The following is a 26869-nucleotide window of genomic DNA, read 5'->3' on the forward strand; positions in this document are numbered from 1 at the left end:
ACGTGCACCTACTCAGGATTACGCGATGTCACTCATTCCTCGCATCAGCGCCGCTCTGCTGTCACTCGCCGCCGTGCTCCCCGCCTTCGCCGCCCAAGTCGGCGTCCACGACCCCGTCATGGCAAAAGAGGGCAACAAGTACTACCTCTTCAGCACCGGCCCCGGCATCACCTTCTACAGCTCCACCGACATGAAGACCTGGAAGCCCGAAGGCCGCGTCTTCCCGGGCGAACCGGCCTGGGCCAAGAAAGCCGCCCCGACCTTCAACGACCACATCTGGGCCCCGGACATCTACCACCACGACGGCAAGTACTACCTGTACTACTCGGTCTCCGGCTTCGGCAAGAACACCTCCGGCATAGGCGTGACCACCAACGCCACGCTCGACCCGCGCGCACCGAACTACAAGTGGGAAGACCAGGGCATGGTCCTGCAATCGATCCCGGGCCGCGACCTGTGGAATGCCATCGACTCGCACGTCATCGACGACGAGAACGGCACGCCATGGATGTCCTTCGGTTCCTTCTGGTCGGGCCTCAAGCTGGTCAAGCTCGACGCCAGCCGCACCAGGCTGGCCGAACCCCAGGAATGGCACACCGTCGCGCGCCGCGACCGTCCGGCATTTACCCCTGACGAAGAACCCGGTGCGGGCCATATCGAAGCCCCGTTTATCTTCCGCAAGAACGACTGGTACTACCTGTTCGCCTCCTGGGACCTGTGCTGCCAGGGCAAGAACAGCACCTACAAGGTGGTCGTCGGCCGCTCCAAGAAGGTCACCGGCCCTTACCTCGACCGCAATGGCGTGGACATGGCCAAGGGCGGCGGCTCGCTCGTGATCCAGGGCGACAACGACTGGAAGGCGCTTGGCCACAACAGCGCCTACACCTTCGACGGCAAGGACTACATGGTGCTGCACGCCTACGAGACCGCGGACAAGTACAAGCAGAAGCTGAAAGTCCTGGAAATGAAGTGGGACCAGGGCGGCTGGCCGACGGTCGACCAGAAGGACCTGAATCGCTACATGAGCGTAGAGAAGAAATGAAGACACGGATCGCGGCCCTGAGCCTTCTGGTCGCCGGCGCATGGGCGCAGGCGGCGGACCTGTTCCCGCTGGCGGACGTCAGGCTCAAGCCCGGTCCCTTTCTCGACGCCCAGACCACCGACCTGAATTACCTGATGGCGATGGAGCCGGACCGGCTGCTCGCTCCCTTCCTGCGCGAAGCCGGCCTGGAGCCGCGCAAGCCCAGCTACGGCAACTGGGAGTCGACCGGCCTGGATGGCCACATGGGCGGCCACTATCTGTCTGCGCTGGCCCTGATGCATGCCTCGACCGGCGACGGCGAGGTGCTGCGCCGCCTGAACTACTTCGTGGCGGAGCTCAAGCGCGCGCAGCAGGCCAACGGCGACGGCTATGTCGGCGGCATCCCCGGCGGCCGCCAGGCCTGGCGCGATATCGCGGCGGGCAAGCTGGAGGCGGACAACTTCTCCGTCAACGGCAAGTGGGTGCCCTGGTATAACCTGCACAAGGTCTATGCCGGACTGCGCGACGCTTACCGCTACGCCGGCAACGAGGAAGCGCGCGCCATGCTGATCCAGCTATCCGACTGGGCGCTGGGCTTGACCTCGCGCCTGTCCGAGCAGCAGATGCAGCAGATGCTGCGCAGTGAACACGGCGGCATGAACGAGATCTTCGCCGACGTGGCGGAGATGACGGGCGAGCGCAAATACATGGACCTGGCGCTGCGCTTCTCGCACCAGGCCATTCTCGACCCGCTGGAGAAGGGCGAGGACAAGCTGACCGGCCTGCACGCCAACACGCAAATCCCCAAAGTCATCGGTTTCAAGCGCATCGCCGACCTGGCCAGGCGCGAGGACCTGGACAAGGCGTCGAAATTCTTCTGGCAGACGGTGGTGGAACATCGCACGGTGGCCATCGGCGGCAACAGCGTCAAGGAGCATTTCCACGACCAGAAGGACTTCGGCCCGGTGATCAGCGAGGTCGAGGGGCCGGAGACCTGCAACACCTATAACATGCTGAAGCTCACGGGGATGCTGTTCCAGTCGGAGCAGAAGGGCAGCTACGGCGACTACTACGAACGTGCGCTGTACAACCACATCCTGTCGTCCCAGCGGCCAGGCGGCGGTTTCGTCTACTTCACGCCGATGCGCCCAAACCACTATCGGGTCTATTCGCAGGTGGACCAGGGCATGTGGTGCTGCGTGGGCTCGGGCATCGAGAGCCACGCCAAATACGGCGAATTCATCTACGCCCACGAAGGGGATGCGCTCTTCGTCAACCTCTTCATCCCGTCCACGCTCAACTGGCGCGAACGCGGGATCAAGCTCACCGAGAGCACGCGCTTCCCCGATGCCGACACGACGCGCCTGACGGTGGACGAGGGCGGCAAGTTCACGATGAAGATCCGCTACCCGGCCTGGGTAGCTGCCGGCCGCATGCAGGTCAAGGTCAACGGCAAGACGGTGAAAGTCGACGGCCAGCCTGGCGGCTACGTGAGCGTGGCGCGCGAATGGAAGAAGGGCGACCGCGTCGACGTGCAGCTGCCGATGACGACCCGCCTGGAGCAGATGCCGGACAAATCGAACTACTACGCCGTCCTGCACGGTCCGGTCGTGCTGGCGGCGAAGACCCGCCTGTTCGCCGACGAAAAACTCAACTTCCTGGCCGACGACTCGCGCATGGGACACATCGCCAACGGCCAGGTTTGCCCGCTCGAGGCGGCGCCGATGTTCGTCAGCGATTCGAAGGATTTCATCCGGAGGTTCAAGCCGGTCAAGGGCAAGCCGCTGACCTTCACGGCGCCGGGCGTGGTGCACGGCGCGGATGGGGCGAAGACCGAGTTCGTGCCTTTCTTCCGCCTGCACGAATCGCGCTACACCATGTACTGGCAGCACTCGACCCCGGCCGGCTTGCAGCAGCTCCAGGCTGCGAACGCCGCCCGCGAAGCGGAGCGGCTGGCGCTGGACGCCCGCACCATCGACCAGGTGGCGCCGGGCGAGCAGCAGCCGGAGTCGGACCACTTCTTCAAGGGCGAAGGAAGCGAAGCCGGCATCAATAACGGCCGCCACTGGCGTCACGCGACAAAATGGTTCAGCTACGAGTTGAATGACCCCAAGCAGGAAGCCAAGGTACTGCGCCTCGTATTTGCCAAAGCGGATGCAGGACGTCGGTTCGACATTCTCGTGAATGGCCAGCTCCTGTCCAGCGTCACCCTTACCAGGGTTGCCCAGGAAGAGATTTACACCGTCGACTTACCGATTCCCGACGCCATGCGACAAGCGGCGAATGGGAAGCTGAGCGTTCGCTTTGTCGCTCGCCCAGGATCCGTCGCCGGAGGACTCTATGGGCTGCGCCTGATGCGATAAGGCTTAATCGATACCGAAAACAGTATCTACTCCCTCAAAAAAGTGATTGGAAGTGTATCTCTCTTTGCCCTAGTATTGAGAGACAACAATACCGGAGACAAGTGATGAGACTCACCCGCAGGAACCTCCTGGGCGCAGCCATGGCTGCATCGTTGGCAGTTGCCGCACCGGCCTTCGCCGCCAAGCCCCTCACCATCGGCTTCTCCCAAGTCGGCGCCGAAAGCGAATGGCGCACCGCGAACACCGCTTCCATCAAGGACGCCGCCCGCAAGGCCGGCGTCAACCTCAAATTCGCCGACGCCCAGCAGCGCCAGGAAAACCAGGTCAAGGCCATCCGTTCCTTCATCGCCCAGCGCGTGGACGTGATCGCCTTCTCGCCGGTCGTGGAAAGCGGCTGGGACACCGTCCTGCGCGAAGCGAAAGCCGCCAAGATCCCCGTCATCCTGACCGATCGCGCCGTCAAAGTCAGCGACCCGTCGCTCTACGTCAGCTTCATCGGCTCGGACTTCGTGGAAGAGGGCCGCCGCGCCGCACGCTGGCTGGTGGAACACGCGAAGAAGAACCCGAACCGCAGCTACAACATCGTCGAGCTGCAGGGTACCGTCGGCTCGGCCCCGGCCCTGGACCGCAAGGCCGGCTTCGCCGAAGTCATCGCCGGCAACCCGAAGCTGAAGATCATCCGCTCGCAGACCGGCGACTTCACCCGCGCCAAGGGCAAGGAAGTCATGGAAGCTTTCCTCAAGTCCGAAGGCAAGAACATCAATGTCCTCTACGCGCATAACGACGACATGGCCATTGGCGCGATCCAGGCGATCGAGGAAGCCGGCTTGAAACCGGGCAAGGACATCCTGGTCGTGTCGATCGACGGCGTGCGCGGCGCGTTCGAGGCCATGTTGCAGGGTAAGCTGAACGTCACCGTGGAGTGCAATCCGCTGCTCGGCCCTCAGCTAATCCAGACTGCGCAGGCGGTGAAGGCCGGCAAGCCGGTCCCGAAGCGCATTACCGTGAACGAAGGTGTGTTCCCAGCTGAAGTCGCGGCCAAGGAATTCCCGAACCGTAAGTACTGAGGCGCTTTATGAATGCCTCGACCAACGCGGCGCCGGTGCTAGAGGTCACCGGCATCCACAAGCAGTTCCCCGGCGTGAAGGCACTCTCGGATGCGGGCCTGCGCCTGTTTCCGGGCGAAGTCCACACGCTGATGGGCCAGAACGGCGCCGGCAAATCCACCCTGATCAAGGTGCTGACCGGCGTCTACCAGCCGGAGCGCGGCAGCATCGTCCTCGACGGATCGAAGATCGAACCGCGCTCCACGCAGCATGCGCAGGAACTGGGCATCAGCACGGTGTACCAGGAAGTGAACCTGTGCCCGAACCTGTCCGTGGCCGAGAACATCTTCATCGGCCGCTATCCGCGCCGCTTTGGCATGATCGATTGGGGCAGCATGCGCAGCCAGGCGACCGGGCTGCTGGCCAAGCTGCAGATCCACATCGACGTCAGCAAGCCCTTGTCGAGCTATCCGCTGGCGATCCAGCAGATGGTGGCCATCGCCCGCGCCACCAGCGTCTCGGCCAAGGTGCTGATCCTGGACGAACCGACCTCCAGCCTGGACGAAAACGAAGTGCAGCTGCTGTTCTCGGTGCTGCGCGGCCTGCGCGAGCAGGGGATGGCGATCCTGTTCGTCACCCACTTCCTCGACCAGACCTACGCCATCTCGGACCGCATCACGGTGATGCGCAATGGCGAGCGCGAAGGCGAGTACGCCTGCAGCGAGCTGTCGCGACTGGCGCTGGTCAACAAGATGATCGGCGCACCCAACGAAGCTCCCGAACAGGTTCCCGTCGGCGCCGGCGCGGACACCAGCGCCAACGAGGTGTTCTTGAGCACGCAGCAGCTGGCGCGCCGCGGCGTGCTGGCGCCGGTGGACCTGGAAGTGCGCAAGGGCGAACTGCTCGGCCTGGCCGGCCTGCTTGGCTCCGGCCGTACCGAAACCGCGCGCCTGCTGTTCGGCGCCGACAAGGCCGATAGCGGCGCCATCGAGATCAAGGGCAGGTCGCGCAGCTTCGCCACGCCGCGCGACGCCATCGCCGAGGGCATCGGCTTCTGCTCGGAAGACCGCAAGCACGAGGGCGCGATTTTGTCGCTGTCCGTGCGCGAGAACCTGATCCTGGCCTTGCAAGCCAAGCAGGGATTGAAGCGCGCCATTCCGCTGCGCCGCCAGCAGGAGCTGGCCGCCTATTACGTCAAACAGCTGGGGATCAAGACGGCGAGCATCGAAACGCCGATCGGCTCGCTCTCGGGCGGCAACCAGCAGAAGGTGCTGCTGGCGCGCTGGCTGGTGACCGAGCCGAACCTGATGATCCTCGACGAACCCACGCGCGGCATCGATGTGCGCGCCAAGCAGGAAATCATGGATTACGTCACGACCCTGTGCCGCAAGGGCATGTCGATTCTGTTCATCTCGTCCGAGCTGCCCGAAGTGCTGCGCGTGAGCGACCGCATCGTGGTCATGCGCGACCGCAAGGCCTGCGGCGAATACCGCCGCGGTGATCTGGACGACAGCTCGGTCCTGCACGTGATCGCCGGGGAGGGCGGAGCATGATGGTTCAAGAAAAAGCGCCGGTGTCGGCGCCGAGCGCTCCGGCGCCGGCTCCCGCGCCATCGTCGTTCGCCAATGCGGTCGCGCACCCGCTGTTCCGGCCCCTGGCGGCGCTGGCGGTGCTGCTGCTGATCGACTTCCTGCTGATTCCCGGCTTCTTCCGCCTCGAGATCAAGGATGGCCACTTGTACGGCAGCCTGGTCGACATCGTCAACCGCGCGGCGCCCCTGATGCTGGCCGCCATCGGCATGACCCTGGTCATCGCCACGCGCGGCATCGACATCTCGGTCGGCGCGGTGGTGGCGCTTTCCGGCACCGTCGCGTCGATGCTGATCGGCGGCACCATGGTCATCAATAACGGCGTGCCCGAATATGTGGCGCAGACGCCGATGGCGCTGGCCCTTGGCGCGGCGCTCGGTGCGGCGCTGCTGTGCGGCCTGTGGAACGGCGCACTGGTTGCCGGCCTGGGCCTTCAGCCCATCGTCGCGACCCTGATCCTGATGGTGGCGGGGCGCGGCCTGGCCCAACTGCTGACGGACGGGCAGATCGTCACGGTCTACTACCAGCCCTTCTTCTTCCTCGGCAGCGGCTACCTGCTTGGTCTGCCGTTCGCGTTGTTCGTGGTGGCGGCCGTGTTCGCGGTAACCGCCTTCCTGCTGCGCCACACGGCCCTGGGCCTGTTCATCCAGTCGGTCGGCATCAATCCGGTGGCGGCGCGCCTGGCGGGTATCCGCACGGCGGCGCTGATCGTCTTCGTCTACGTGTTCTCGGCGGCCTGCGCCGGCATGGCGGGGCTGATGATCAGCTCCAACGTGAAGAGCGCGGACGCCAATAATGCGGGCCTGCTGCTGGAGCTGGACGCGATCCTGGCCGTCACGCTGGGCGGCACCTCGCTAGCGGGCGGCAAGTTCAGCCTGGTCGGCAGCATCATCGGAGCGCTGATCATCCAGACGCTCACGTACACCATCTATTCGCTGGGCGTCCCGCCCGAGGTCAACATGGTCGTCAAGTCGGTTGTGGTCTTCCTGGTCTGCATTTCGCAGTCGGACCAGTTCAAGCAGTTGTGGAAGCGGAGGGCGGCATGAGCGCGCTGGTCCAGGGCGTGCGGGCGCTGCCCGGCATGCCGTCGTTTACCTCGCTGGTCACGGTGGTGCTCCTGGTGGCCATGCTGCTGATCGGCGGGTCCGCCTACGAGGGCTTCCTGTCGCTGCAGGTAATGCTCAATCTCTTGATCGACAATGCTTTCCTGCTGGTGATCGCCATCGGCATGAGTTTCGTGATCCTGTCCGGCGGGATCGATTTGTCGGTGGGCGCGGTACTGGCGCTGGCGACCATGGTTGCGGCCTGGCTGCTGCAGGTGGCGCATTGGCCGCCGGTAGCGGTGATCGGCGCCGTGCTGCTGGGAGGCGCCCTGTTTGGCGGCGCAATGGGGGCGATCATTCACGTGTTCCGGCTGCAGCCCTTCATCGTTACCCTGGCCGGTATGTTCCTGGCGCGCGGGCTGTGCTACCTGATCAGCATCGAATCGATCACCATCGAGGATCCGCTGTTCGTGGCGATGTCGCAGACGCAGATTCCTTTCCTGGGCGGCTTCCTGTCTCCTGGCGCGATCATCGCGCTGGTGATGCTGGCGCTGGCGGTGTGGCTGGGACACTTCAGCGGTTTTGGACGCGCGGTGTATGCGGTTGGCGGGAATGAACAATCGGCGGCCATGATGGGCTTGAGCGTTGGCCGCACCAAGATTCTCGTGTACGCGTTCAGCGGGTTCTGCGCGGCGCTGGCCGGAGTGCTGTTTTCGTTCTATATGCTGTCGGGGTACGGGCTGCATGCGCAGGGGACCGAGCTGGATGCGATTGCTGCCGTTGTCATCGGCGGGACGCTGCTCACTGGCGGCTACGGTTATGTGGCCGGGGCGCTGTCGGGCGTGCTGGTGCTCGGCACCATTCAGACCCTGATCGCGTTCGATGGGACGCTCAGCTCGTGGTGGACCAAGATCGTCATTGGCGCGCTGTTGTTTGTGTTTTGCGTGGTGCAGCGGGTGATGGCGTTCAAGTCCAAGAGCTAGCGTAGCCACCAACATAAGAATTAACCAAAGGAGATCCCTGTGTTCAAACACTGCGTCCTCGCCGCCGCCCTCAGCGCCGCGTCGCTCGCCCACGCCGGCAACCCCATCGTCAAGAACATCTTCACCGCCGACCCCGCGGCCCTGGTCGACAACGGCCGCGTCTACCTCTACGTCGGCAAGGACGAAGCCCCCGTCGGCGGCAAGGACTACGTCATGAACGAATGGCGCGTCTACTCCACCTGCGACATGAAGAACTGGACCGACCACGGTTCCCCGCTGAAGTACAGCACCTTCAAGTGGGCCGGCCGCGATGCCTGGGCCTCGGACATCACCAAGCGCAACGGCAAGTACTACTTCTACTCGACCGTCGACCATGCCACCATTCCCGGCAAGGCCATCGGCGTCGCCGTGTCGGATAGTCCCACCGGTCCCTTCGTCGACGCCATCGGCAAGGCCCTGGTCTCGAACGACATGACCAGGCAGTCCGCCATCCTGTGGGACGACATCGACCCCGCCGTCTTCATCGACGATGACGGCCAGGCCTATCTCTACTGGGGCAACACGGTCATGAAGTGGGCCAAGCTGAAGCCCAACATGGTGGAACTCGACGGCCCGATCCACACCGTCGGCCTGGACCAGTTCACCGAGGCGGCCTACCTGCACAAGCACAAGGGCACCTATTACCTGACCTACTCGCGCCAGTTCCCGGAAGAGACGGTGTACATGACCGGCCCGAGCGCCACCGGCCCGTGGACCTGGGGCGGCCAGGTCATGGAGAAGAACAGCAACGTCAACACGATCCACCAGGCCATCGTCGACTTCAACGGCAAGTCCTACATCTTCTACCATAACGGCAAGCTGCCGACCGGCGGCGAGTTCCGCCGCTCCGCCGCCGTCGAGGAACTGCGCTACGGCCCGGACGGGCAGATCCTGAAGGTCGCCCAGACCGCCGAGGGCCCGGCCGCCAACCCGTCCCCAGGCTGCAAGTGATAAACACTCAGCGATATTCCGGCCGGGCCGATATCCAAAATGATATTATTTTCTGATGGATACAACGAACCCGAACTGGTTTTTGAAGGCGCGCCTCAAGACGCGCCAGCTGCTGCTCCTGATCGCGCTGGACGACTACCGCAACATCCACCGCGCCGCGGAGGAGCTGCACATGACGCAGCCAGCGGCGTCCAAGCAGATCAAGGACCTCGAAGAGATGCTGGACGTGCGGCTGTTCGAGCGCCTGCCGCGCGGGATGGAGCCGACCATCTACGGCGAGACGATGATCCGCCACGCGCGCATGGCCCTCACCAGCCTGGCGCTGGCGCACGACGACATCGTGGCGCTCAAGGCCGGCCTGGCGGGGCAGGTGGAGGTGGGCGTGATCATGTCGCCTGCGATGGCGCTGCTGCCGCGCGCGATCGCACGCATCAAGGAGCAGGCGCCGCTGCTGCGCATCGGCGTGCAGGTCGAGTCCAGCAACGTCCTGCTCGACAAACTGCAGCGCGGGACGCTGGACTTCATGATCGGTCGCATCCTGGAAAAGGAAGACAGCACGGGCCTGATCTACGAGGAGCTCACCGAGGAACCCGCCTGCGCGGTGGTGCGCCCCGGCCATCCGCTGCTGGAAAACAGGCAGCTGGAGCTGAAGGACATCGCCGACCGGCCGTGGATCCTGCCGCCGCCGGGCAGCATCCTGCGTCACCGCTTCGACATGATGTTCCGCCGTGCGGGCCTGGCGCCGCCGGTGAACGTGGTCGATACGACCGCGCTGCTCCTGATCACGGCGCTGCTGCAGCAGACCGATTCGCTGCACGTGATGCCGCAGGAAGTCGCGCAATATTATGCCTCGCTCAACGTGATGCGTATTCTCCCAATCGAGTTACCCTGCAAGATGGACGCCTTCGGTATCATCAGGCAGCAGGACCATCTGCTCTCGCCGGGCGCCGACCTGCTGCTCAAGGCGGTGCGCGCGGCGGCCAGCGAAATCTACTAGCCGGCGGCGCGGGCCTCCGGTTCCACCACCGGAGGACCGCTTGAACGCCATCGTCGGAGCGCTGAACCATTCCCTGCGGGTGCCGCTCGCGGCCGAGCTGCACTCGCGGCCCTTCCTGCGGCTCGACGCGCCCGAGGCGATCACCCACCTGGCTGTCTACCACGGCGTGGAATCCGGCCCGCCGCAGGCCCATTCCCAGCACGTGCTGCTGGGCGCCCTGTGCGAACACTTCGGCGTGGCCGCGCCCAGGCCGGGGGCCAACCACTTCTTCCACGACTTCGGCAACTTCAGCCTGAAGTGGGAATGCCATACCGAATTCGCCACCTACACCGTCACCACCTCCCTGGAACCGGACATGGCGCCCCAGGAGGCCTTCGAGCACATGCCGCTGGCCTACCTGCCCGCGAGCTGGCTGTCGCAGCTGGCCGGGCGCCTGATGGCGGCCGCCCACGTGGCCCTGGTGAAGGGCGATGCCGACGCATCGAGCCTGGCCAGGGTGTTCGAGCGCAGCCTGCTGGCCCGGTCCTCGGTGATGCAGGGCGCGGAGCTGTGGAGCGACTTCGCGATCCAGGCAGATGGCTTCAGCCGCTTCGTCATCCGCGACCTCGGCATGCGCGAGCTGCAGGCCGGACGCCTGGTGCAGCGGGTGCTGGAGATCGAGACCTACCGCATGATGGCCTTGCTCGGCCTGCCCGCCGCGCGCGCGGTCGGGCGGGAGCTGGACAGGGTGGAGGCCGAACTGGCCGAACTGGCGGACGCAATGGTCGCCACCGACATGGCGCAACCGGGGGAGGGGAACGGAGACGAGCAGCGCCTGCTGGAACAGATCACCCGCCTCGCCGCGCGCATGGAAAAGCTGTCGCTGGCCAACGGCTACCGCTTCTCGGCCTCGCGCGCCTACTTCCGCATCGTGCAGGCCCGCATCGAGGAGCTGCGCGAGGTGCGCATCGAAGGCACGCCGACCGTGGAGGAGTTCATGGAGCGCCGCCTGGAACCCGCCATGCACACCTGCGAGGCCACCAGCGCGCGCCAGGAGGCGCTGGGACGCCGCATCGCCGATACGAACGACCTGCTACGCACCCGCGTGGGCATCGTGCAGGAGATGCAGAACCGCCGCATCCTGGAGTCGCTCAATGCGCGCGCCGCCCAGCAGCTGCGCCTGCAGCTGGCGGTGGAGGGGCTGTCGGTGGCCGCAATTTCCTACTACCTGGTGGGCCTGCTCGGCTACGCGGGCAAGGCCGCCAAGGCCGCAGGAATGCCGATCAACCCCGATCTCGCCCTCGGCATCCTGGTGCCGGTGGTGGCCGGCGCCGTGTGGCTGGCCCAGCGCCGCGTCCATCACAGGATAGGAAAATCCGCCTGAGTCCCCGGTTCTGAATCGCGCGCGGCCCGTTTTGATAGCTCGTTATAATCGCCCGCTTATAAAAAGTTAGCGGCTGAGTAACAAAAAACGAGGCTAAAGCGTGACAACGTGATAAGCCTGCCAGCCTGGCGTGAATCCGAACGGGGTAATCCTGATGAACAACGACAGCAGCTTCCTCACGGTGGCTGTCGGCGGTATGACGCTGCCGGACCATCCGCAGGGCCGCGACTGGCCCACCATTCCCCTTGGCGAACCCGACGCCTGGCCGGAGGGGCCGCGCGCCCTTGCCGAATTGATCACAGCCTCGCGCTTTCCCATGCTGATGGCCCTGGGGCCGGAACTGCGCCTGTTCTATAACGCCGCCTATGCCGAACTCCTGGGCGACAAGCACCCGGCGGCGCAGGGCGCGCCGTTTCCGCAAGTGCGCCCGGAGCTGTGGCCGCGCCTGGAAAGCGCCTTCCGCAGCGCCCAGGCGGGCGACTCGACCCAGCTCGATCACGCCCTGATGGAATTCGAGCGCAACGGCAAGCGCGAGCGCCGCTATTTCCGCTCCTCCTTCGCTCCGGTGCGCCATGCCGGCGTAGTGGCCGGCGTGTACTGCGTGCTGTCCGACACCACGTCCGACGTGCTGTCCGAGCACCGCCACGCCTTTCACCTGAAACTGAGCGAGACCCTCGGCGGCCTGGTCGACGCCGTCCACATCATGGAAGCGGCGAGCGCCATGACCGGCGAGACCCTGGGCGTGGCCCGCGTCGGCTACGGAGAGATCGACCCGCAAGGACGCACCATCACCGTGGACCGCGACTGGACCGACGGCAGCATCGCCAGCCTGGCCGGCCAATCGCGGGCGCTGGAGAGCTTCGGCCCCGCCATCATCGAACAACTGCAGGCCGGGCGCACCCTGCGCCTGGACGATATCGCCCTCGACGAACGCGCCGCGCCCTATGCGGCCGGCTACGCCAGCATCGGCGCGCGTTCGATGATCATCGTGCCGATCATGGAAGAGGGCCGGCTGGCTGCCATCTTCTACCTGCACGAGAAGAGCGCGCGCCACTGGACCGACCAGGAGCTGGCGATGGCCGAGGACGTGGCCCGCCACACGCGCGAGGTGGTGCGCCGTTCGCGCGTGGAGGAATCGCTGCGCGACGAGACCCGCATCCTCGAGATGGTCAACCGCACCGGTCAGGTGCTGGCGTCGACGCTCGACCTGCGCACCGTGCTGCAGACGGTGACCGATGCCGGCACCGAGCTCACCGGCGCGCGCTTCGGCGCCTGCTTCTACGGGGACGACGGCGAGCCGATGCACCTGCACGCCTTGTCCGGCGTCGCCTGCGACCAGCTCGGTCACCCTTCGGCCGGCGGGGTATTCGCACCGGTGCTCGCCATCGATGGACCTGTCCGTTGCGACGACATCACGCTCGACCCGCGTCATGCTGGCATCGAGGCGGGACACCTGGAGGTGCGCAGCTTCCTGGCGATGCCGGTGGTGTCGCATTCCGGGAAGCTGCTGGGCGGGCTGTTCTTCGGCCATCCCGAGCCCGGCATGTTCACCGAGCGCAGCGAACGCATCGTCGCCGGCATCGCGGCCCAGGCGGCGGTGGCGATGGACAATGCGCGTCTGTACCAGCTGTCGCAGAAATCGGCCCAGGAGCGCGACATCCTGCTGCAGAGCGAGCGCGCGGCGCGCGTGAAGGCCGAGCGCCTGAGCCACACCAAGGACGAATTCCTGGCCATGCTGGCGCACGAGCTGCGCAACCCGCTGGCGCCGATCAGCAGCTCGGCCAGCCTGCTGAGCATGCAGTTCGCGGACGAGCCGCGCATCTGCCAGACCAGCACCATCATCAGCCGCCAGGTGCGCCACATGAGCCGCCTGATCGACGACCTGCTGGACGTCTCGCGCGTCACGCGCGGACTGGTCAAGCTCAAGCTCGGGCTGGTGGACTTCCGCGAGGTGGTGTCCGGCGCGCTCGACCAGACCCGCCCGCTGGTGCTGGAAAAAGCGCACCAGGTGACGGTGCAGATGCCGGAGGAACCGGTGTACGTGAAGGGCGACCACACGCGCTTGGTGCAGAGCGTCGCCAACATCCTCAACAACGCGGCCAAGTACACGCAGAAGGCGGGCCGCATCGCGCTCACGCTCCAGGCGGACGAAGGAGGCATGCGGCTGGAGGTGCGCGACAACGGCTCCGGCATGCCGGCCGAGCTGGTGCCGAACGTGTTCGACCTGTTCACGCAGGGCGCGCGCACCTTGGCGCGCTCGCAGGGCGGGCTCGGACTGGGCCTGGCGCTGGTGAAGAAGCTGGTGGAGCTGCACGAAGGCGACGTACGCGCGCACAGCGACGGCGTCGGCCTGGGCAGCACCTTCACCCTGACCCTGCCGTGCGTGCTGGCGGCGGCCGATGGCGAGTATGCGCCGCGCCCCGATCCGATCGTAGGCGCCGGCGCGCGCCCGGAGCGCAAGCTGCGCCTGATCGTCGTCGACGACAACACCGACGCGGCCGACAGCCTGGCCATGCTCCTGAGCGTGCAGGGCTATGCGGCCTCGGTGGAATACGATGCCGCGTCCGCCATCGAGCGGGCGCGCAGGGAGCGGCCGGACATGATGCTGATCGATATCGGCCTGCCCGACATGGACGGCTACCAGCTGGCCGAGCGGCTGCGCGCCCAGCCCGAGACGGCGCATACGGTACTGGTGGCCATCACCGGCTACGGCCAGCCCAAGGACCGCGAACGGGTGATCGCCGCGGGCATTGGACACCACCTTGTCAAGCCGGTGGACATGACGGCGCTGGGCCGCATCCTGGAATCCGGCGCGGGTATGATAGGCGTTCCGTCATTGAAAGGATGAGCATGTCCCAATTCGTCATCACCGCTCCCGCCGCGCCTTCGGTGGCCGTGGCGGGTTCCGCCGAACGTTTTCCGGTGCGCCGCGTGTTCTGCGTCGGCCGTAATTACGCCGCCCATGCGCGCGAGATGGGAAGCGACCCGTCGCGCGAGCCGCCGTTCTTCTTCACCAAGCCCGCCGACGCGGTGGTGCCGGCCAGCGGCGCGGTGCCGTATCCGCCGATGACCCAGGACCTGCACCATGAGGTGGAGCTGGTGGTGGCGCTGGGCGCGGGCGGGGCGGATGTTCCCGTCGAGGAGGCGCTGGCGATGGTCTGGGGCTACGGCGTGGGACTGGACCTGACGCGGCGCGACCTGCAGGCGGCGGCCAAGGACGCCGGGCGGCCGTGGGACATGGCCAAGGGCTTCGACGCGTCGGCGCCGTGCAGCCCATTGCGGCCGGCGAGCGAGACCGGGCATCCGGCGCAAGGGCGCATCTGGCTGGAGGTGAACGGGCAGGTGAAGCAGCAGGGGGATTTGAACGAGATGATCTGGCCGGTGGCGGATGTGATCAGTTACCTGTCGCGCTTCGTGAAGCTGGAGGCGGGGGATCTGATTTATTCGGGGACGCCGTCGGGGGTTGGGGCGCTGCAGCCGGGGGATCGGGTGCGGGGTGGGGTGGATGGTGTTGGGACATTCGAGCTCGAAATCGGTTCGCGCTAACTATTGAGCATGCAAACTTAGGTTCCGGCCGAGGGGGACGCCGAGTCCCGGAACGACGTGCTAAGTGACGTAGGCGAAAAATTCTTGCGACACGCTACCTAAAAACCGTCGTTCCGGGACTTGGCGTCCCCCTCGGCCGGAACCCAAGTTTCTCCGCACACCGAGAAGGTTAGCCGCTAGCCATCAGCACCCGCATCTGCTCCAATAACTTCTCCCGGGCGAGATCGATCATCTCCCCATTCGTCTTCCCCGACAAGGCCTCCTTCTCCTTCTTTCCGAGGAAATACGCGACCCTCTCCGCATTCGCCCCTGAAGGATGCGGCAAGCCATGCAATATCCGATCCTCACGCAGCACCCCTTGCCGCGCCAGCCAGTCCAGTCCTTCGCTCACGCTCGCTCCCATCGGGATATACACTGCGTCCGGCAGCATCGCCGCCTCGTGCGCGAAATAGCGCAGCATCTCCTCGCGCAAAAACGCCTGCCTGGGCATCGCCGGCGTCCCGCTGTAGTTCTTCCCGTCGACGAACACCGGATGCCGCAGGATCGCGCTCACCTGCACCAGCGGCGCATCCACATCGAACAAGGTGGCGCAACTGGCGATCCGCAGCCAGCGCTGCACACCGATCGCATCCAGTAGAGCCACGAAGTTCGGCCGGATCGCCCCGCTGAACGCCCCCGTCAGGCGCGCCGCGCGCAAGCTGGCCTCGACCGTGGCCCCGGCCGTCATCTGCCGCTGCGTTTCGCGCATCGCATTTTTCCACTGCACGAAGCCGGGCGAGATCCCGACCACGACCACGCGCGCGGCGGAGTTCACCGACTCGAAGGGAATATAGTAGCTGCTGTAGCGCCCCTCGCGCGCCAGCAGGAAGCTCTCGGGGATTTCGGAAGGCGAGCCGACCCGCGCCAGGTCGAGCGTGCGGATCGCCTCCAGGTAGCGTTCAAACAGGATGTCCATGGCGTCCATTGTGCCAGCTTGCGCTTCGCGTAGCGCGACCGTACGCGCCCGGAATTTGGTAGGCTAGCGCCATGGCCGGCCGCAGAGCCGGCGAGGGGAGAAGATCATGGCGCAAGTGGCGTTGATCACGGTGCACGGCATGGGGGAGACCCCGCCGAACTACGCGGACGAACTGATGGCCTCCGTACGCACCCGCCTCGGCACGGTGGCGGAGCAGGCGGTGATGCGCTCGGTGTACTACCAGAAGATCCTGCAGGACAACCAGCAGCTGGTGTGGGACCGCACGCGCTCGCAGAGCACGGTCCGCTACGACGACCTGCGCAAGTTCGTCCTCTATGGCTTCGGCGATGCGGCCGGCCTGGAGAACCGCAAGGAAATTCCCGGCTCGGTCTACGAACTCGCCCAGGGCGAAATCGCGCGCGCCCTGATGTCGGCGCACGCGGTGCGTCCCGGGATGCCGGTGGTGTTCCTGGCGCAGTCGCTGGGCTGCCAGGTGTTGTCGAGCTATATCTACGATGCCCAGAAGGCGGCCGCCGGCAAGCCGGTCGGCGCCGGCATCTGGCGCAATATCGACGCCTGGGCCCAGCAGGCCTATGGGCGTGCACTGACGGCCAGCGAACGCGGCTTCATCGGCGCCGGCACCTGCGCCGGCATGATCACCACCGGCTGCAATATCCCGATCTTCGTCGCCGCGCACAAGGAGATGCACATCATCCCCATCGCTCCGCCCACCAGCCTGTTCAAGTGGATCAACTACTACGACCCGGACGACGCCCTCGGCTGGCCGCTGCAGCCGCTCTCGGGCGGCTACCGCGCCCTGGTCGAGGACCGCGCCATCAACGCCAACGCCGGCGTGCTGAGCATGGTGCTGAAAAGCTGGAACCCGCTCTCGCACAACCTCTACTGGCAGGACGACACGGTGCTGGACGCCATCGCGGCCATGCTGCGCAGGCTCGCGGCCTGAACCCGTCAGCCCGCCCGCTGCAGCGTGAACAGGGGCCGTACGTCGCCGGCAACCGTGCCGCGCGCGTTCCTGATGGCCGGCTGGCGGTAGCGCTCCAGCAGCGCGCGGCGCGCATCGTCCAATAGCCCAAGCTGCTCCAGCACGCTGTAGGTCGCGGGATGCAGCGCGCGGCTGGCGCCGTCCTGGATCTTGATCGCGATGCCGATCCCGGCGGAGCGGATGCCGATCGCCTGCACCGCATCCGCGCCGATCTTCGCCACCCAGTCGCCGCCGCCCGCCGTCATCCAGAACAGGTCGGTGCGCTCCTCGCCCGAGACCATGTCCGGCCGCCCGGTCATCGCGTCGAACAGGACGCCCATCGCGCCGCCGAGCTGCGCGTCGGCAGGGCCTTGCGCCAGGCGTGCATACAAATGCGCCAGGCGCGACAGCGGCATCGCGTAGTTGGGCGCGGAACAGCCGTCGATCCCGGACGGCATCTGCTGGGCCGGCAGCCCCGCGGCGTCGGCCAGGGTGCTGAGGATGGCCTGTTGCAGCGGGTGCGCGCGGTCGACATAGCCCTGGGTCGGCGCCCCACGCAGGCGGCACCACGCCAGGAAGCCGCTGTGCTTGCCGGAGCAGTTGTGATGCAGCTGGGTCCAGGTGCGGTCTTGCGGCGCCGGCTGGCCCATGGCTTCGTAATAGAGCGGCGTGGCGCAGCCGCATTCGAGATGGCTTTCGTCGAGGCCGATCTTGCCAAGGATGGAGCGCACGCCGGCCAGATGGCGCTCTTCGCCGGAATGGCTGGCGCACAGCAGCGCGAGCTCGTCGCGCGTCAGGCCGAAACGCGCGGGGCCATCCGACAAAATGAAGGGCAGGGCCTGGAAAGGCTTGAGCGCGGAGCGCGTAAATGTGGGGTAGTGCGGGTCGCCCGCCTGCCACAGCAGGCGGCCGCGCAGGTCGACGACGGCGACCGAACCGGCGTGCACGTTTTCGACGGCAAAGCCGCTATCGGGATAGCCGCGCGTGGTCGCGGCGAGGGGAACTGGTTGCATGAGTCGGAGCGATGAAAGTGTGGACAGCGACACTCTACGGCATCGCGAGACATGCAGACGCACGCTCCGCGCGAGGATGGGTGTATCGCTAACGGAGCCTTTATCTACAGGCTTTCTGGCCAGATCGGCATGCGCTTGAACAAGCATATACAGCTTGCGGAGCGCAGCAGGAAGCGCGCTTCGCGACACATCTGTACGGCGTGCAGACATCGCATGGGCGCGCCTGTATGCATCCCTCCGTCTGGTCCCCGTTTTTCGCAATTCGTCGCACGAATTCCGCGCTTCGGTCCAAGCTCGCTTGTCAGCGCGGGTGGCGTGGCTACACTGTCTACATCGCCAGACAACACACAGCAGCGCTGGCGAAACTGAACAACGTGGGACCTGCGACCGCAAGACCAGCCGCCAGGTCCGTTATTTGGATTTCGACCTGAAAGGAAGCTTCATCATGCGCATCAAACACCTCGTCCTCTTCGCCGGCGCCGCCGTCCTATCCTTCACCGCTGCCGCCGCCCCGCAAGGCGCCGACACCGGACGCGTGGAAGTGCGCGCCAGCCAGCCGAAACAAGTACACATGAAGCCGCGCATGTTCGACCGTGTGCAAGGCGACTATGCGCTGGACGATGGCCGCGTGCTGACGGTATCCGAAATGGTCAAGGGTCAGCGCCGCGTCCTGACCGCCGACCTCGGCGATGGCCCATCGGAAATCATCCACGTGGGCAAAGGGAAGTTCGTGGCGGTCGACAAGGACGTCCGCTACGCCTTCACCGGCGCCGACGTCCCGGATGAGGTGGTGGTCAGCACCGGCGCCGGCAAGGCGCTGGCCTTAGCCAAGCGCTGAGCCAAAGCGGCCGGCCTGGTAATCGGCGACCGCCTGCGCGATCTCGGCGCGGGTGGTCATGACGAAAGGCCCGTGGGCGACCACGGGCTCGCGAATCGGTTCGGCATGGCCGAACAGCAGCAGGGCGCCGGATTCGGTGTGCAGGTCGACTGCCTCGCCATCGTCGCCCAGCTCGACAAGATGGTTTGCGTTGACGAGATCGCCATGGCGGCCCACGGCGATACTTCCACGCACCACGTACAGGAAGACCTTGCGCGGCGGCGCGACCTTCGCATGGAAGTGTCCGCCCGCCCGCATTTCGAGCGTACTCATGAACACGCCGGTCAGGGACTGGATCGGCGCCGGCGTGCTCTCCCATTGCCCCGCGATCAAGTGCAACGTGACCTTGCCCTCATCCAGGGGCAGGGCGGGGATTTCTTCTTCCTGCAAACCTACATAGGCCGGCGCGCTCATCTTCAGGCGCGAAGGCAGGTTGACCCATAGCTGCAGGATCTCGACCGGGCCACCCTGGTCGAGGAAATCGCGCGGCGACACTTCCGCATGCACGATGCCGCTGCCCGCGGTCATCCATTGCACGCCGCCCGCACGGATCACGCTTTCGTGCCCCGCGTTGTCGCGGTGCGCCAGGCTGCCCTCGACGATGAAGGTCACGGTTTCGAAACCGCGGTGCGGATGCGGCCCGAAAGGCAGGCCGCGGTTGTGCGGCGGATAGGTTTGCGGACCGTGGTGATTGAGGAAGAGGAAGGGATCGATCCGCTCGAGCAGCGGGCCCGGCAAGGGCCGCCGCGTGACCAGGTCGCCGATGTCGTCGCGCTGTGCGGGGTGGATGCGCAGGATGCTCTTGTCGCTCATGCCGGTTTCCTGAAGAGGTTCAGTGATCCCACTAAGATAGCCGGAAGACCGGATCACGCGCGCACGCCCCCTATGCTAGACTCATTGCGCTTTTGCAATCACAGCTTTTGCACTGGAGACTGGCAACACATGATTCGAACAACACTGCTTGCCAGCCTGCTGCTGGCGTCCGCCGCCGCAGGCCATGCCGCACCCGTCAATACCAACGCGCCCAGCGAGCCCGCCGTCAAGGCCGCCAAGTACGCGGTCGCCACCTACCAGAACGACATCGTCGACACCCTGGCCAGGCTGGTCAGCTACAACACGGTGGCCGATCCCAAGGTCCCATCCGACAAGAACCCGGTCCACATTGCCTTCAAGACCGCGCTCAAGCAGGAAGCCCAGCGCCTGGGCCTGGACTACGCCGACCACGGCTGGGTCGTGATCGTTGGACTGGGCAGCGGCAGCGAGCGCGTCGGCGTCATTACGCACGGCGACGTGCAGCCGGTCGATCCGAGCAAGTGGAAGAAGTCGCCCTTCGTGCTGGACCGCACCAGCGAGCCGGGCAAGCTGCTGGCGCGTGGCGCCGAGGACGACAAGGGACCGATCGCCACCGCGCTGTATGCGATGAAGGCGATCAAGGACCGCCAGGTGCCGCTGTCCAAGCGCATCGAACTCTATGTGTACATGGGCGAGGAATCGGACTGGGGGCCGCTGGTCGAGTTCCTCAAGACCCATGAGCCGCCGCAGATGAACATCACCCTCGACGCCGAATATCCGGCGGTGACGGCGGAGAAGGGCTATGGCACGGTGGCCGTGACCGTTCCGAAGCAGGGCGCGGAAGCGGCGCCGGAAGGCGCGCCTTACGTGGCGGAATTCGGCGGCGGCTTCTTCGGCAGCCAGATCCCGGAAGACGCCCAGGCAGTGATCGCCAACGCGACCCCGGAACTGGAAAAGCTGATCCGCGCACGCGGCGCGAAGCAGGATGGCATGCGCTATACCTACGAGTGGCAGGGCAAGAACCTGGCCGTGCGCGCCAAGGGCGTGTCGGCGCACTCGTCCAAGCCGGAAGACGGCGTCAACGCGATCAGCATGCTGGCCGATGCGCTGGCAATGCAGGACTGGCCGAACACGACCGCCGGCGGCGTGGTGAACTACCTGAACGATATGGTGGGGACCGGCATTCATGCCGAAAAGTTCGGCAACATCGCCTACCGCGACGGCTTCATGGGACCAATGACCTTCGCGCCCACCGTCATCAAGCAGCGCGACGACGGCATCGAAGTGTCGATTAACATGCGCCGCCCGCAGGGCAAGAGCACCGAGCAGCTGACCAATGAAGTGAACGCCGCGCTGGCGCAATGGCAGGGCCGCCGTCTGCCGCTGGCCAATATCTCGGTGCGCATCAACGAACCGTGGGTGCAGAAGAATCCGCCGCAGCTGCCGACCCTGATGGGCGTGTTCTCGTATTTCACTGGCATGAAAGATCCGAAGCCGGTCGCGGTCGGCGGCGGCACCAATTCGCGCCTGTTCCCGCATGCGGTGAGCTTCGGGCCGGCGATGCCGGGCAAGGTCTATACGGGGCACTCGGAGCATGAGTTCATTACGACCAAGCAGTTGCTGCTGAATCTGCAGATGTATACGGCGGTGCTGGTCGAGCTGGCCAAGTAAGCAGACTTCTTTCGCTTCTCCTGACGTGGGCGGTCATCCAGTCTCGTGGACTGGGTGCCGCCCACGCTGCATTTGGGCTGGCCCTTGCCCGTCTTCGGTCGCTCTACGCTGCCCGTTTCCCGCAGAAAATTACCGATCTACCAAGCTCGATGTCCGCTGCTGAGCCACTGCTCAGCCTGTAAGTGTTTTTCGCGCCAAAATGTGTAAATAGTTCTAATCATCTTGTAGGAATAGAACTACAACAGAGGGCGGTATGAGGGCAAGTCAAAGCGCTCTCCCTAGGAGAGTCAAGTAGTTGCGTCCAGGGGCTCCCAGCCTCGGCCGACAGGGTCATTGACGCTCGGAAAATGACTCCGTTCTGCCCGGAAAATGTGGCGAAAACAGCATGTTAGGATCGGTCATTAACCGCGATCGCAGCGAATCGACCTCGCTTGCCTTCGCGCCGGACGTCACCGACAACTTATTGATTGCCATGCACAGTAAAGACCTCAAGAAGCCGGACGGACGCAATCTCACTCTCTACAGCAACCAGCCGATCCCGGACGGGCTTGTCGCGCCCAGTCCCTTCGCCGATCCCCAGCACGCCAATCCGCACCTGCGCTGGCATCCGCTGCGCGGCGAGTGGGTGACCTATGCCGCCTTCCGCCAGAACCGCACCTACCAGCCGCCGCCGCAATACAACCCGCTGGCGCCGACCAGGGATCCCGAGCATCCGACCGAAATGCCGGCCGGCGACTACGAGATCGCGGTGTTCGACAACCGCTTCCCATCGCTGGCGCTGGAGTCGCACGACCCGCCGACCGTAACGGTGCCGACCGCGCCGGCCAACGGCCATTGCGAAGTGGTGGTGTTCACCCAGAACCCGGACCGCGGCCTGGCCCACCTGCCGCTGTCGCGCATCGCGCTGCTGCTGCAGGTATGGGGCGACCGTACCGTGCGCATCGGCAGCCAGCCGCACATCCATTACGTGCTGCCGTTCGAGAACCGCGGCGCCGAAGTCGGCGTGACCCTGCACCATCCGCACGGCCAGATCTATTCCTATCCCTTCGTGCCGTCGGTGCCGGCGCGCATGCTGGCCCAGGAGCGCGAATACTTCCTGCAGCACGGCACCAGCCTGCTGTGCGACATGGCGCGCGATGAAGCCGCCGACGGCAAGCGCGTGCTCTACCAGGATGACCACGCGATCGCCTTCGTACCGGCCTGCGCCCGCTATCCCTACGAGGTCTGGGTAATGCCGACCGCGCCGTGCAAGGATTTCGCGGCCCTGACGCCGCCCCAGCGCGAGGGGCTGGCGCGCGCGCTCAAGACCGTGCTGCTCAAGTTCGAGAACCTGTGGAACCGCCCGTTCCCTTACCTGATGGCCTGGTACCAGGCGCCAACCGATGGCGCGGACCATCCGGAAACCCAGCTGCACTGCCAGTTCTATCCGCCTTACCGCACCCGCGACCGCCTCAAGTACCTGGCCGGCACCGAGCTGGCGGCCGGCATGTTCGCCATGGACGTGCTGCCCGAAACCACCGCTTATGAGCTGCAGCAGGTGGAGGTAAACCTGGAGGAGCCCGCATGAGCGGCCCCCTCGACGTGCGCAGCGCCGAGGTCAGCGACAAGCTGGCCGCGCTGCGCGCCGTCCTCCAGCAGACGGGCGCGGGCGCGATCCGGCTGCGCGGCATGGACTGGTTCGCCTGGATCACCGCGGGCGGCTCGAGCGCCGTCCTGCACGCGGCCGAGACCGGCGTGGCAGAGGTGCTGGTGACGCCGGAGGAAGCCTGCGTACTCACCGACGAGATCGAAGCGGAACGCCTGCGCAACGAAGAAGTCCCGCCGGGCTTCACCTTCCATATCGAGCCCTGGGCCGAGCCCGAGCTGCGTGCCCGCTTCGTGCTGAACGCCGCGGGCGGGCGGGCCGTGCTGTCGGACCGCCCCAACCATCTCAACGGCACCCCGGAGCAGCCGCTGCCGCTCGGGCTGCGCCAGCGCCGCATGGTGCTGGGGCCGGCGGAGCAGGAGCGCTACCGCGTGCTGGGCCGCGAAGCGTCCGAGGCGATGAGCGAGGTGCTGCGCCGCGCGCGCCCGGAATGGACCGAATACGAACTGGCCGGCGCCGGCGCCGAGGCCTTGTGGCGGCGCGGCATCCATCCCGCGCTGGTGCTGGCGGCCGGCGAACGGCGCCTGCCGCTGTACCGCCATCCGACGCCGTCCGGCGAGCGCATCGGCCAGCGCGCCATGCTGGTGTTCTGCGCACGGCGCCACGGCCTGTACGCGAACCTCACGCGCTTTGTGAGCTTCGGGCCGGCGCCCGACGGGCAGCGCGCGCTGATGGACGTGGAGGCGACCGGCCTGGCGGCCGTGATGCCGGGCAAGTCGCTGTCGGCCGTGTACCACGCGCTGGCCCAGGCCTATCACCATGCCGACCGCGAGAGCGCGATCCGTGAGCACCACCAGGGCGGCATCACGGGCTACCTGGCGCGCGAGATCGTCGCCACCGCGAGCACCGCCACCCAGCTGGAGCAGGGCATGGCGTTCGCGTTCAATCCCAGCTTCGAGGGACTCAAGATCGAAGACACCTTCCTGCTCGGCCCGCAAGGGCTCGAGAATCTGACGTTCGACCCGGCCTGGCCGGCGCTGGACGTACATGGCCGCAAGCGGCCGCTTTGGCTGGAGGCGCAATGACATGCTGACTACCGACACCTTTTTTGGCGGCGCGCCCGAGGTGAACGCCTCGGCACCCGGACGTGTCAACCTGCTGGGCGAGCACACCGACTACAACGACGGCTACATGCTGCCGGCCGCCACGCCGCAGCGCACGCTGGTGGCGATGAGCCGCAGCGGCGACGACCATTTCCACTTCTATTCGCCGACCATGGACGCCACGGTCACCTTCGCGCGCGACGGTAATGCGCCGCAGGGCTACGGCAGCTACATCGAGGGCTGCATCCGGCTGGTGCAGGCGGCGGGCATCGAGGTGCCGCCGCTGCGCGTCTATGTCGAGACCAACCTGCCGGTCGGCTCCGGCCTGTCGTCCTCGGCGGCCCTCGAAGTGGCGACCCTGCGCGCCATGCGCGCGCTGCTCGGCTTTCAGCTCGACGACGTCAAGCTGGCGCAGATCGCGCAGCGCGCCGAGATCGAATATGCACACGTGAACTGCGGGATCATGGACCAGATGGCGTCCAGCCTGGCCGACCAGGAGACCATGCTGTTCATCGACGCGCGCACGCTCGAGCACCGCCTGGTGCCGCTGCCGGTCGATGCGGAAGTGATCGTGATCGACTCGGGCGTGGCGCGCAAGCTGGCCGCCAGCAAGTACAACGAGCGCCGCGCCGAATGCGAGGAGGCCGCGCGCAAGCTGGGCGTGCAGGCGCTGCGCGACGTGACGGACCCGCAATCGGTGGAGAGCCTGCCGTCGCCGCTGCGCGAGCGGGCGCGCCACGTGGTGCAGGAAAACCTGCGCGTGCTGGAAGCGGCCGGCGGCGTGAGCGCCGAGCGCTTCGGCGAACTGATGAATGCGTCGCACTTCAGCCTGCGCGACGACTACGAGGTATCGATCCCCGAGCTCGACGAGCTGTGCGAAGCCTTGCGCGCGGCGCCGGGCGTGCTCGGGGCGCGCCTGACCGGCGCCGGCTTCGGCGGCGCCTGCGTGGCCCTGTGCCGGGCCGGCCACGCACAAGAAGCCGCCGCCATCGCGCTGGCGGCCTACAACAAGCATGGACGACAGGGCCGGATCCTGGTTCCGGTTCCGACTGACAGAAAGGACAACAATGAATCAGTTTGAATACCCCCGTCCTCAGCTGGTGCGCGACCAGTGGCTGAACCTGAACGGCAAGTGGCGCTTCTGCTTCGACGACGAAGGCCGCTACAGCATGCCGGACGGCGTCGCCGAATGGACCCATGAGATCACCGTGCCCTTCGCGGTGGAAACCGAAATGAGCGGCATCCAGGACACGGGCTTCCACCGGGTCTGCTGGTACGAGCGCGACTTCGAGATGGCGCCCAGCGATGGCCGCACCATCCTGCACTTCGGCGCGGTCGACTACGCGGCGCGGGTGTGGGTCAACGGCCAGCTGGTGGCCGAGCACGAAGGCGGCCACACGCCTTTCTCGGCCGACATCACCGGCGCCATGAAGAAGGACGGCAAGCAGACCGTGACCCTGTGGGTCGAGGACGACCCCGCCGACCTGGCCAAGCCGCGCGGCAAGCAGGACTGGCTGCTGGAGCCGCACTCGATCTGGTACCCGCGCACCACCGGCATCTGGCAGACCGTGTGGGTGGAGCAGGTGGCCCCGACCTACATCGCCTCGCTGCGCTGGACCCCGATCTTCGAGACCTACGAGATCGGCTGCGAAGTGTTCGCCGCCGGCGACATCCAGCAGGAGCTGTTCGTCGAGGTCAAGATCTGGCACGGCGAGCAATTGCTGGCGGACGATTACTACAAGCTGCTGGCCGGCGAGGCGAACCGCAAGATCGCGCTGTCCGACCCCGGCATCGACGATTCGCGCAACGAGATCCTGTGGAGCCCGGAGCGTCCGACCCTGCTGGACGCCGAGGTGACCCTGCGCTGCGGCGACGTGGTGCTGGACCGCATCCGTTCCTATACGGCGCTGCGCTCGGTGTCGATCAACCGCGACCGCTTCATGCTCAACGGCCGTCCCTACCAGCTGCGCCTGGTGCTCGACCAGGGCTATTGGCCGGAATCCTTCATGACCGCGCCGTCCGACCAGCACCTCAAGCGCGATGTCGAACTGGTCAAGCTGATGGGCTTCAACGGCGTGCGCAAGCACCAGAAGATCGAAGACCCGCGCTTCCTGTACTGGGCCGACCGCCTGGGCCTGCTGGTGTGGGAAGAGATGCCCTCGGCCTACCGCTTCAGCTCGCGGGCCATCACGCGCATGGTGCGCGAATGGACCGAGGCGATCCAGCGCGACTACAGCCACCCCTGCATCATCGTGTGGGTCGCCTTCAACGAGTCCTGGGGCGTGCCGAACCTGACGCTCACCCAGGCGCACCGCAACGCGGTGGAGGCCTTGTACCACCTGACGCGCACGCTCGATTCGACCCGTCCGGTGATCGGTAACGACGGCTGGGAAGCCTCGGCCACCGACATCCTCGGCATCCACGACTACGACGCCGACCCGGAAAAGCTGCAGGCGCGCTATGCGGTCACCGATCCGGTGCGCACCCTGTTCGATCAGCGGCGTCCTGGCGGCCGCATCCTGACCCTGGACGGCTTCCCGCACCGTGGCCAGCCGATCGTGCTGACCGAGTTCGGCGGCATCGCCTACGATCCGAAGCAGGATCCGGAAGCGGACAAGTCGACCTGGGGCTATACCCGCGCGCACACGGCGGAAAGCTTCCTGGCGTCCTACCGGCGCCTGCTGCAGGTGGTGAACGAGACCTTCATGTTCAGCGGATTCTGCTATACGCAGTTCACCGATACCTTCCAGGAGGCGAATGGCCTGCTGAACGCCGACCGCACGCCGAAGCTGCCGCTGGAAGTGATCAGCGCGGCCACGCGCAACATCAGCATGCAGCGGCGCGATCCCGAACCGACGGGCGACCCGGCCATGCCGGAGGGAACGCAGCAGCATCCCTGAGCGCTGGATGCGGACACAGCCCTGTTCCCTGCACCCATGTGCAGTGAGCA

21 protein-coding genes are annotated in these 26869 nt (G+C 66.1%); 18 read left to right on the forward strand and 3 right to left on the reverse strand.

The annotated features are described in order from the left end of the window. Positions 1-25: 25 nt before the first annotated feature. From KBW95_RS13355 to KBW95_RS13405, 11 genes are all read left to right on the forward strand, one after another. A complete protein-coding gene (locus KBW95_RS13355; RefSeq protein ID WP_211525709.1) occupies positions 26-1042 on the forward strand; it encodes an arabinan endo-1,5-alpha-L-arabinosidase in 1017 nt (338 codons plus the stop codon). Continuing rightward, on the forward strand, positions 1039-3384 hold the full coding sequence (locus KBW95_RS13360) for a glycoside hydrolase family 127 protein (protein WP_211528484.1): 2346 nt from the start codon (positions 1039-1041) through the stop codon (positions 3382-3384). Before KBW95_RS13355 ends, KBW95_RS13360 begins: the two co-directional genes overlap by 4 nt. Before the next feature lie 104 nt (positions 3385-3488). Continuing rightward, entirely contained in the window at positions 3489-4451 is a 963-nt protein-coding gene (locus tag KBW95_RS13365; protein ID WP_211528485.1) for an ABC transporter substrate-binding protein, read from the forward strand. A gap of 8 nt (positions 4452-4459) precedes the next feature. Then, the gene (locus tag KBW95_RS13370; protein ID WP_211528486.1) at positions 4460-5983 is read left to right on the forward strand and encodes a sugar ABC transporter ATP-binding protein; all 1524 of its coding nucleotides are present in this window, start codon (positions 4460-4462) and stop codon (positions 5981-5983) included. Then, entirely contained in the window at positions 5980-7065 is a 1086-nt protein-coding gene (locus KBW95_RS13375) for an ABC transporter permease (protein ID WP_211525713.1), read from the forward strand. The genes KBW95_RS13370 and KBW95_RS13375 overlap by 4 nt, the downstream gene beginning before the upstream one ends. Then, positions 7062-8045 carry a galactofuranose ABC transporter, permease protein YjfF gene (gene yjfF, locus KBW95_RS13380; protein WP_211525714.1) on the forward strand — a complete coding sequence of 328 codons (984 nt, stop codon included), beginning with the start codon at positions 7062-7064 and terminating at the stop codon, positions 8043-8045. The genes KBW95_RS13375 and yjfF overlap by 4 nt, the downstream gene beginning before the upstream one ends. Positions 8046-8084: 39 nt before the next feature. After that, on the forward strand, positions 8085-9035 hold the full coding sequence (locus KBW95_RS13385) for a glycoside hydrolase family 43 protein (protein WP_211525715.1): 951 nt from the start codon (positions 8085-8087) through the stop codon (positions 9033-9035). A gap of 55 nt (positions 9036-9090) precedes the next feature. Next, positions 9091-10032 carry a LysR family transcriptional regulator gene (locus KBW95_RS13390; protein ID WP_211525716.1) on the forward strand — a complete coding sequence of 314 codons (942 nt, stop codon included), beginning with the start codon at positions 9091-9093 and terminating at the stop codon, positions 10030-10032. Between the two features lie 40 nt (positions 10033-10072). Then, the gene (locus KBW95_RS13395) at positions 10073-11395 is read left to right on the forward strand and encodes a DUF3422 family protein (protein WP_211525717.1); all 1323 of its coding nucleotides are present in this window, start codon (positions 10073-10075) and stop codon (positions 11393-11395) included. Between the two features lie 154 nt (positions 11396-11549). Then, positions 11550-14243, forward strand: a complete 2694-nt coding sequence (locus KBW95_RS13400) for a GAF domain-containing protein (RefSeq protein WP_211528487.1) — start codon at positions 11550-11552, stop codon at positions 14241-14243. A 2-nt stretch (positions 14244-14245) separates the two neighbouring features. Beyond that, positions 14246-14941 carry a fumarylacetoacetate hydrolase family protein gene (locus KBW95_RS13405; protein WP_211528488.1) on the forward strand — a complete coding sequence of 232 codons (696 nt, stop codon included), beginning with the start codon at positions 14246-14248 and terminating at the stop codon, positions 14939-14941. A gap of 169 nt (positions 14942-15110) precedes the next feature. On the opposite strand, the gene KBW95_RS13410 is transcribed toward KBW95_RS13405, so the two are convergent. Next, on the reverse strand, positions 15111-15896 hold the full coding sequence (locus KBW95_RS13410; protein WP_211528489.1) for a hypothetical protein: 786 nt from the start codon (positions 15894-15896) through the stop codon (positions 15111-15113). 106 nt (positions 15897-16002) lie between these two features. Between KBW95_RS13410 and KBW95_RS13415 the strand changes: the two genes are divergently transcribed. Next, entirely contained in the window at positions 16003-16860 is an 858-nt protein-coding gene (locus tag KBW95_RS13415) for a hypothetical protein (RefSeq protein WP_211526529.1), read from the forward strand. 5 nt (positions 16861-16865) lie between these two features. Here KBW95_RS13415 and KBW95_RS13420 read toward each other — a convergent pair whose 3' ends face one another. After that, positions 16866-17891 (reverse strand): asparaginase, encoded by a 1026-nt coding sequence (locus tag KBW95_RS13420; protein WP_211526528.1) that lies wholly within the window; start codon positions 17889-17891, stop codon positions 16866-16868. 445 nt (positions 17892-18336) lie between these two features. Between KBW95_RS13420 and KBW95_RS13425 the strand changes: the two genes are divergently transcribed. Then, the gene (locus tag KBW95_RS13425) at positions 18337-18729 is read left to right on the forward strand and encodes a hypothetical protein (RefSeq protein ID WP_211526527.1); all 393 of its coding nucleotides are present in this window, start codon (positions 18337-18339) and stop codon (positions 18727-18729) included. Here the strand turns inward: KBW95_RS13425 and KBW95_RS13430 are convergent. Beyond that, complete coding sequence (locus tag KBW95_RS13430; RefSeq protein WP_211526526.1) at positions 18715-19581, reverse strand: pirin family protein; 867 nt, start codon at positions 19579-19581, stop codon at positions 18715-18717. The genes KBW95_RS13425 and KBW95_RS13430 overlap by 15 nt on opposite strands. A gap of 129 nt (positions 19582-19710) precedes the next feature. Here KBW95_RS13430 and KBW95_RS13435 point away from each other — a divergent pair, with 129 nt between their 5' ends. From KBW95_RS13435 to KBW95_RS13455, 5 genes are all read left to right on the forward strand, one after another. Next, on the forward strand, positions 19711-21231 hold the full coding sequence (locus tag KBW95_RS13435) for a dipeptidase (protein WP_211528490.1): 1521 nt from the start codon (positions 19711-19713) through the stop codon (positions 21229-21231). Positions 21232-21616: 385 nt separating this feature from the next. Next, a complete protein-coding gene (gene galT / locus KBW95_RS13440; RefSeq protein WP_229429735.1) occupies positions 21617-22798 on the forward strand; it encodes a galactose-1-phosphate uridylyltransferase in 1182 nt (393 codons plus the stop codon). After that, positions 22795-23901 (forward strand): Xaa-Pro peptidase family protein, encoded by a 1107-nt coding sequence (locus KBW95_RS13445; RefSeq protein ID WP_211528491.1) that lies wholly within the window; start codon positions 22795-22797, stop codon positions 23899-23901. Before galT ends, KBW95_RS13445 begins: the two co-directional genes overlap by 4 nt. Before the next feature lies 1 nt (position 23902). Further along, on the forward strand, positions 23903-25000 hold the full coding sequence (gene galK, locus KBW95_RS13450; RefSeq protein WP_211526523.1) for a galactokinase: 1098 nt from the start codon (positions 23903-23905) through the stop codon (positions 24998-25000). Beyond that, entirely contained in the window at positions 24987-26819 is a 1833-nt protein-coding gene (locus tag KBW95_RS13455; protein WP_211528492.1) for a glycoside hydrolase family 2 protein, read from the forward strand. Before galK ends, KBW95_RS13455 begins: the two co-directional genes overlap by 14 nt. The last annotated feature ends 50 nt before the right edge of the window (positions 26820-26869 follow it).

The sequence above is a fragment of the Massilia sp. ZL223 genome, assembly GCF_018119395.1.
GTDB lineage: Bacteria > Pseudomonadota > Gammaproteobacteria > Burkholderiales > Burkholderiaceae_D > Telluria.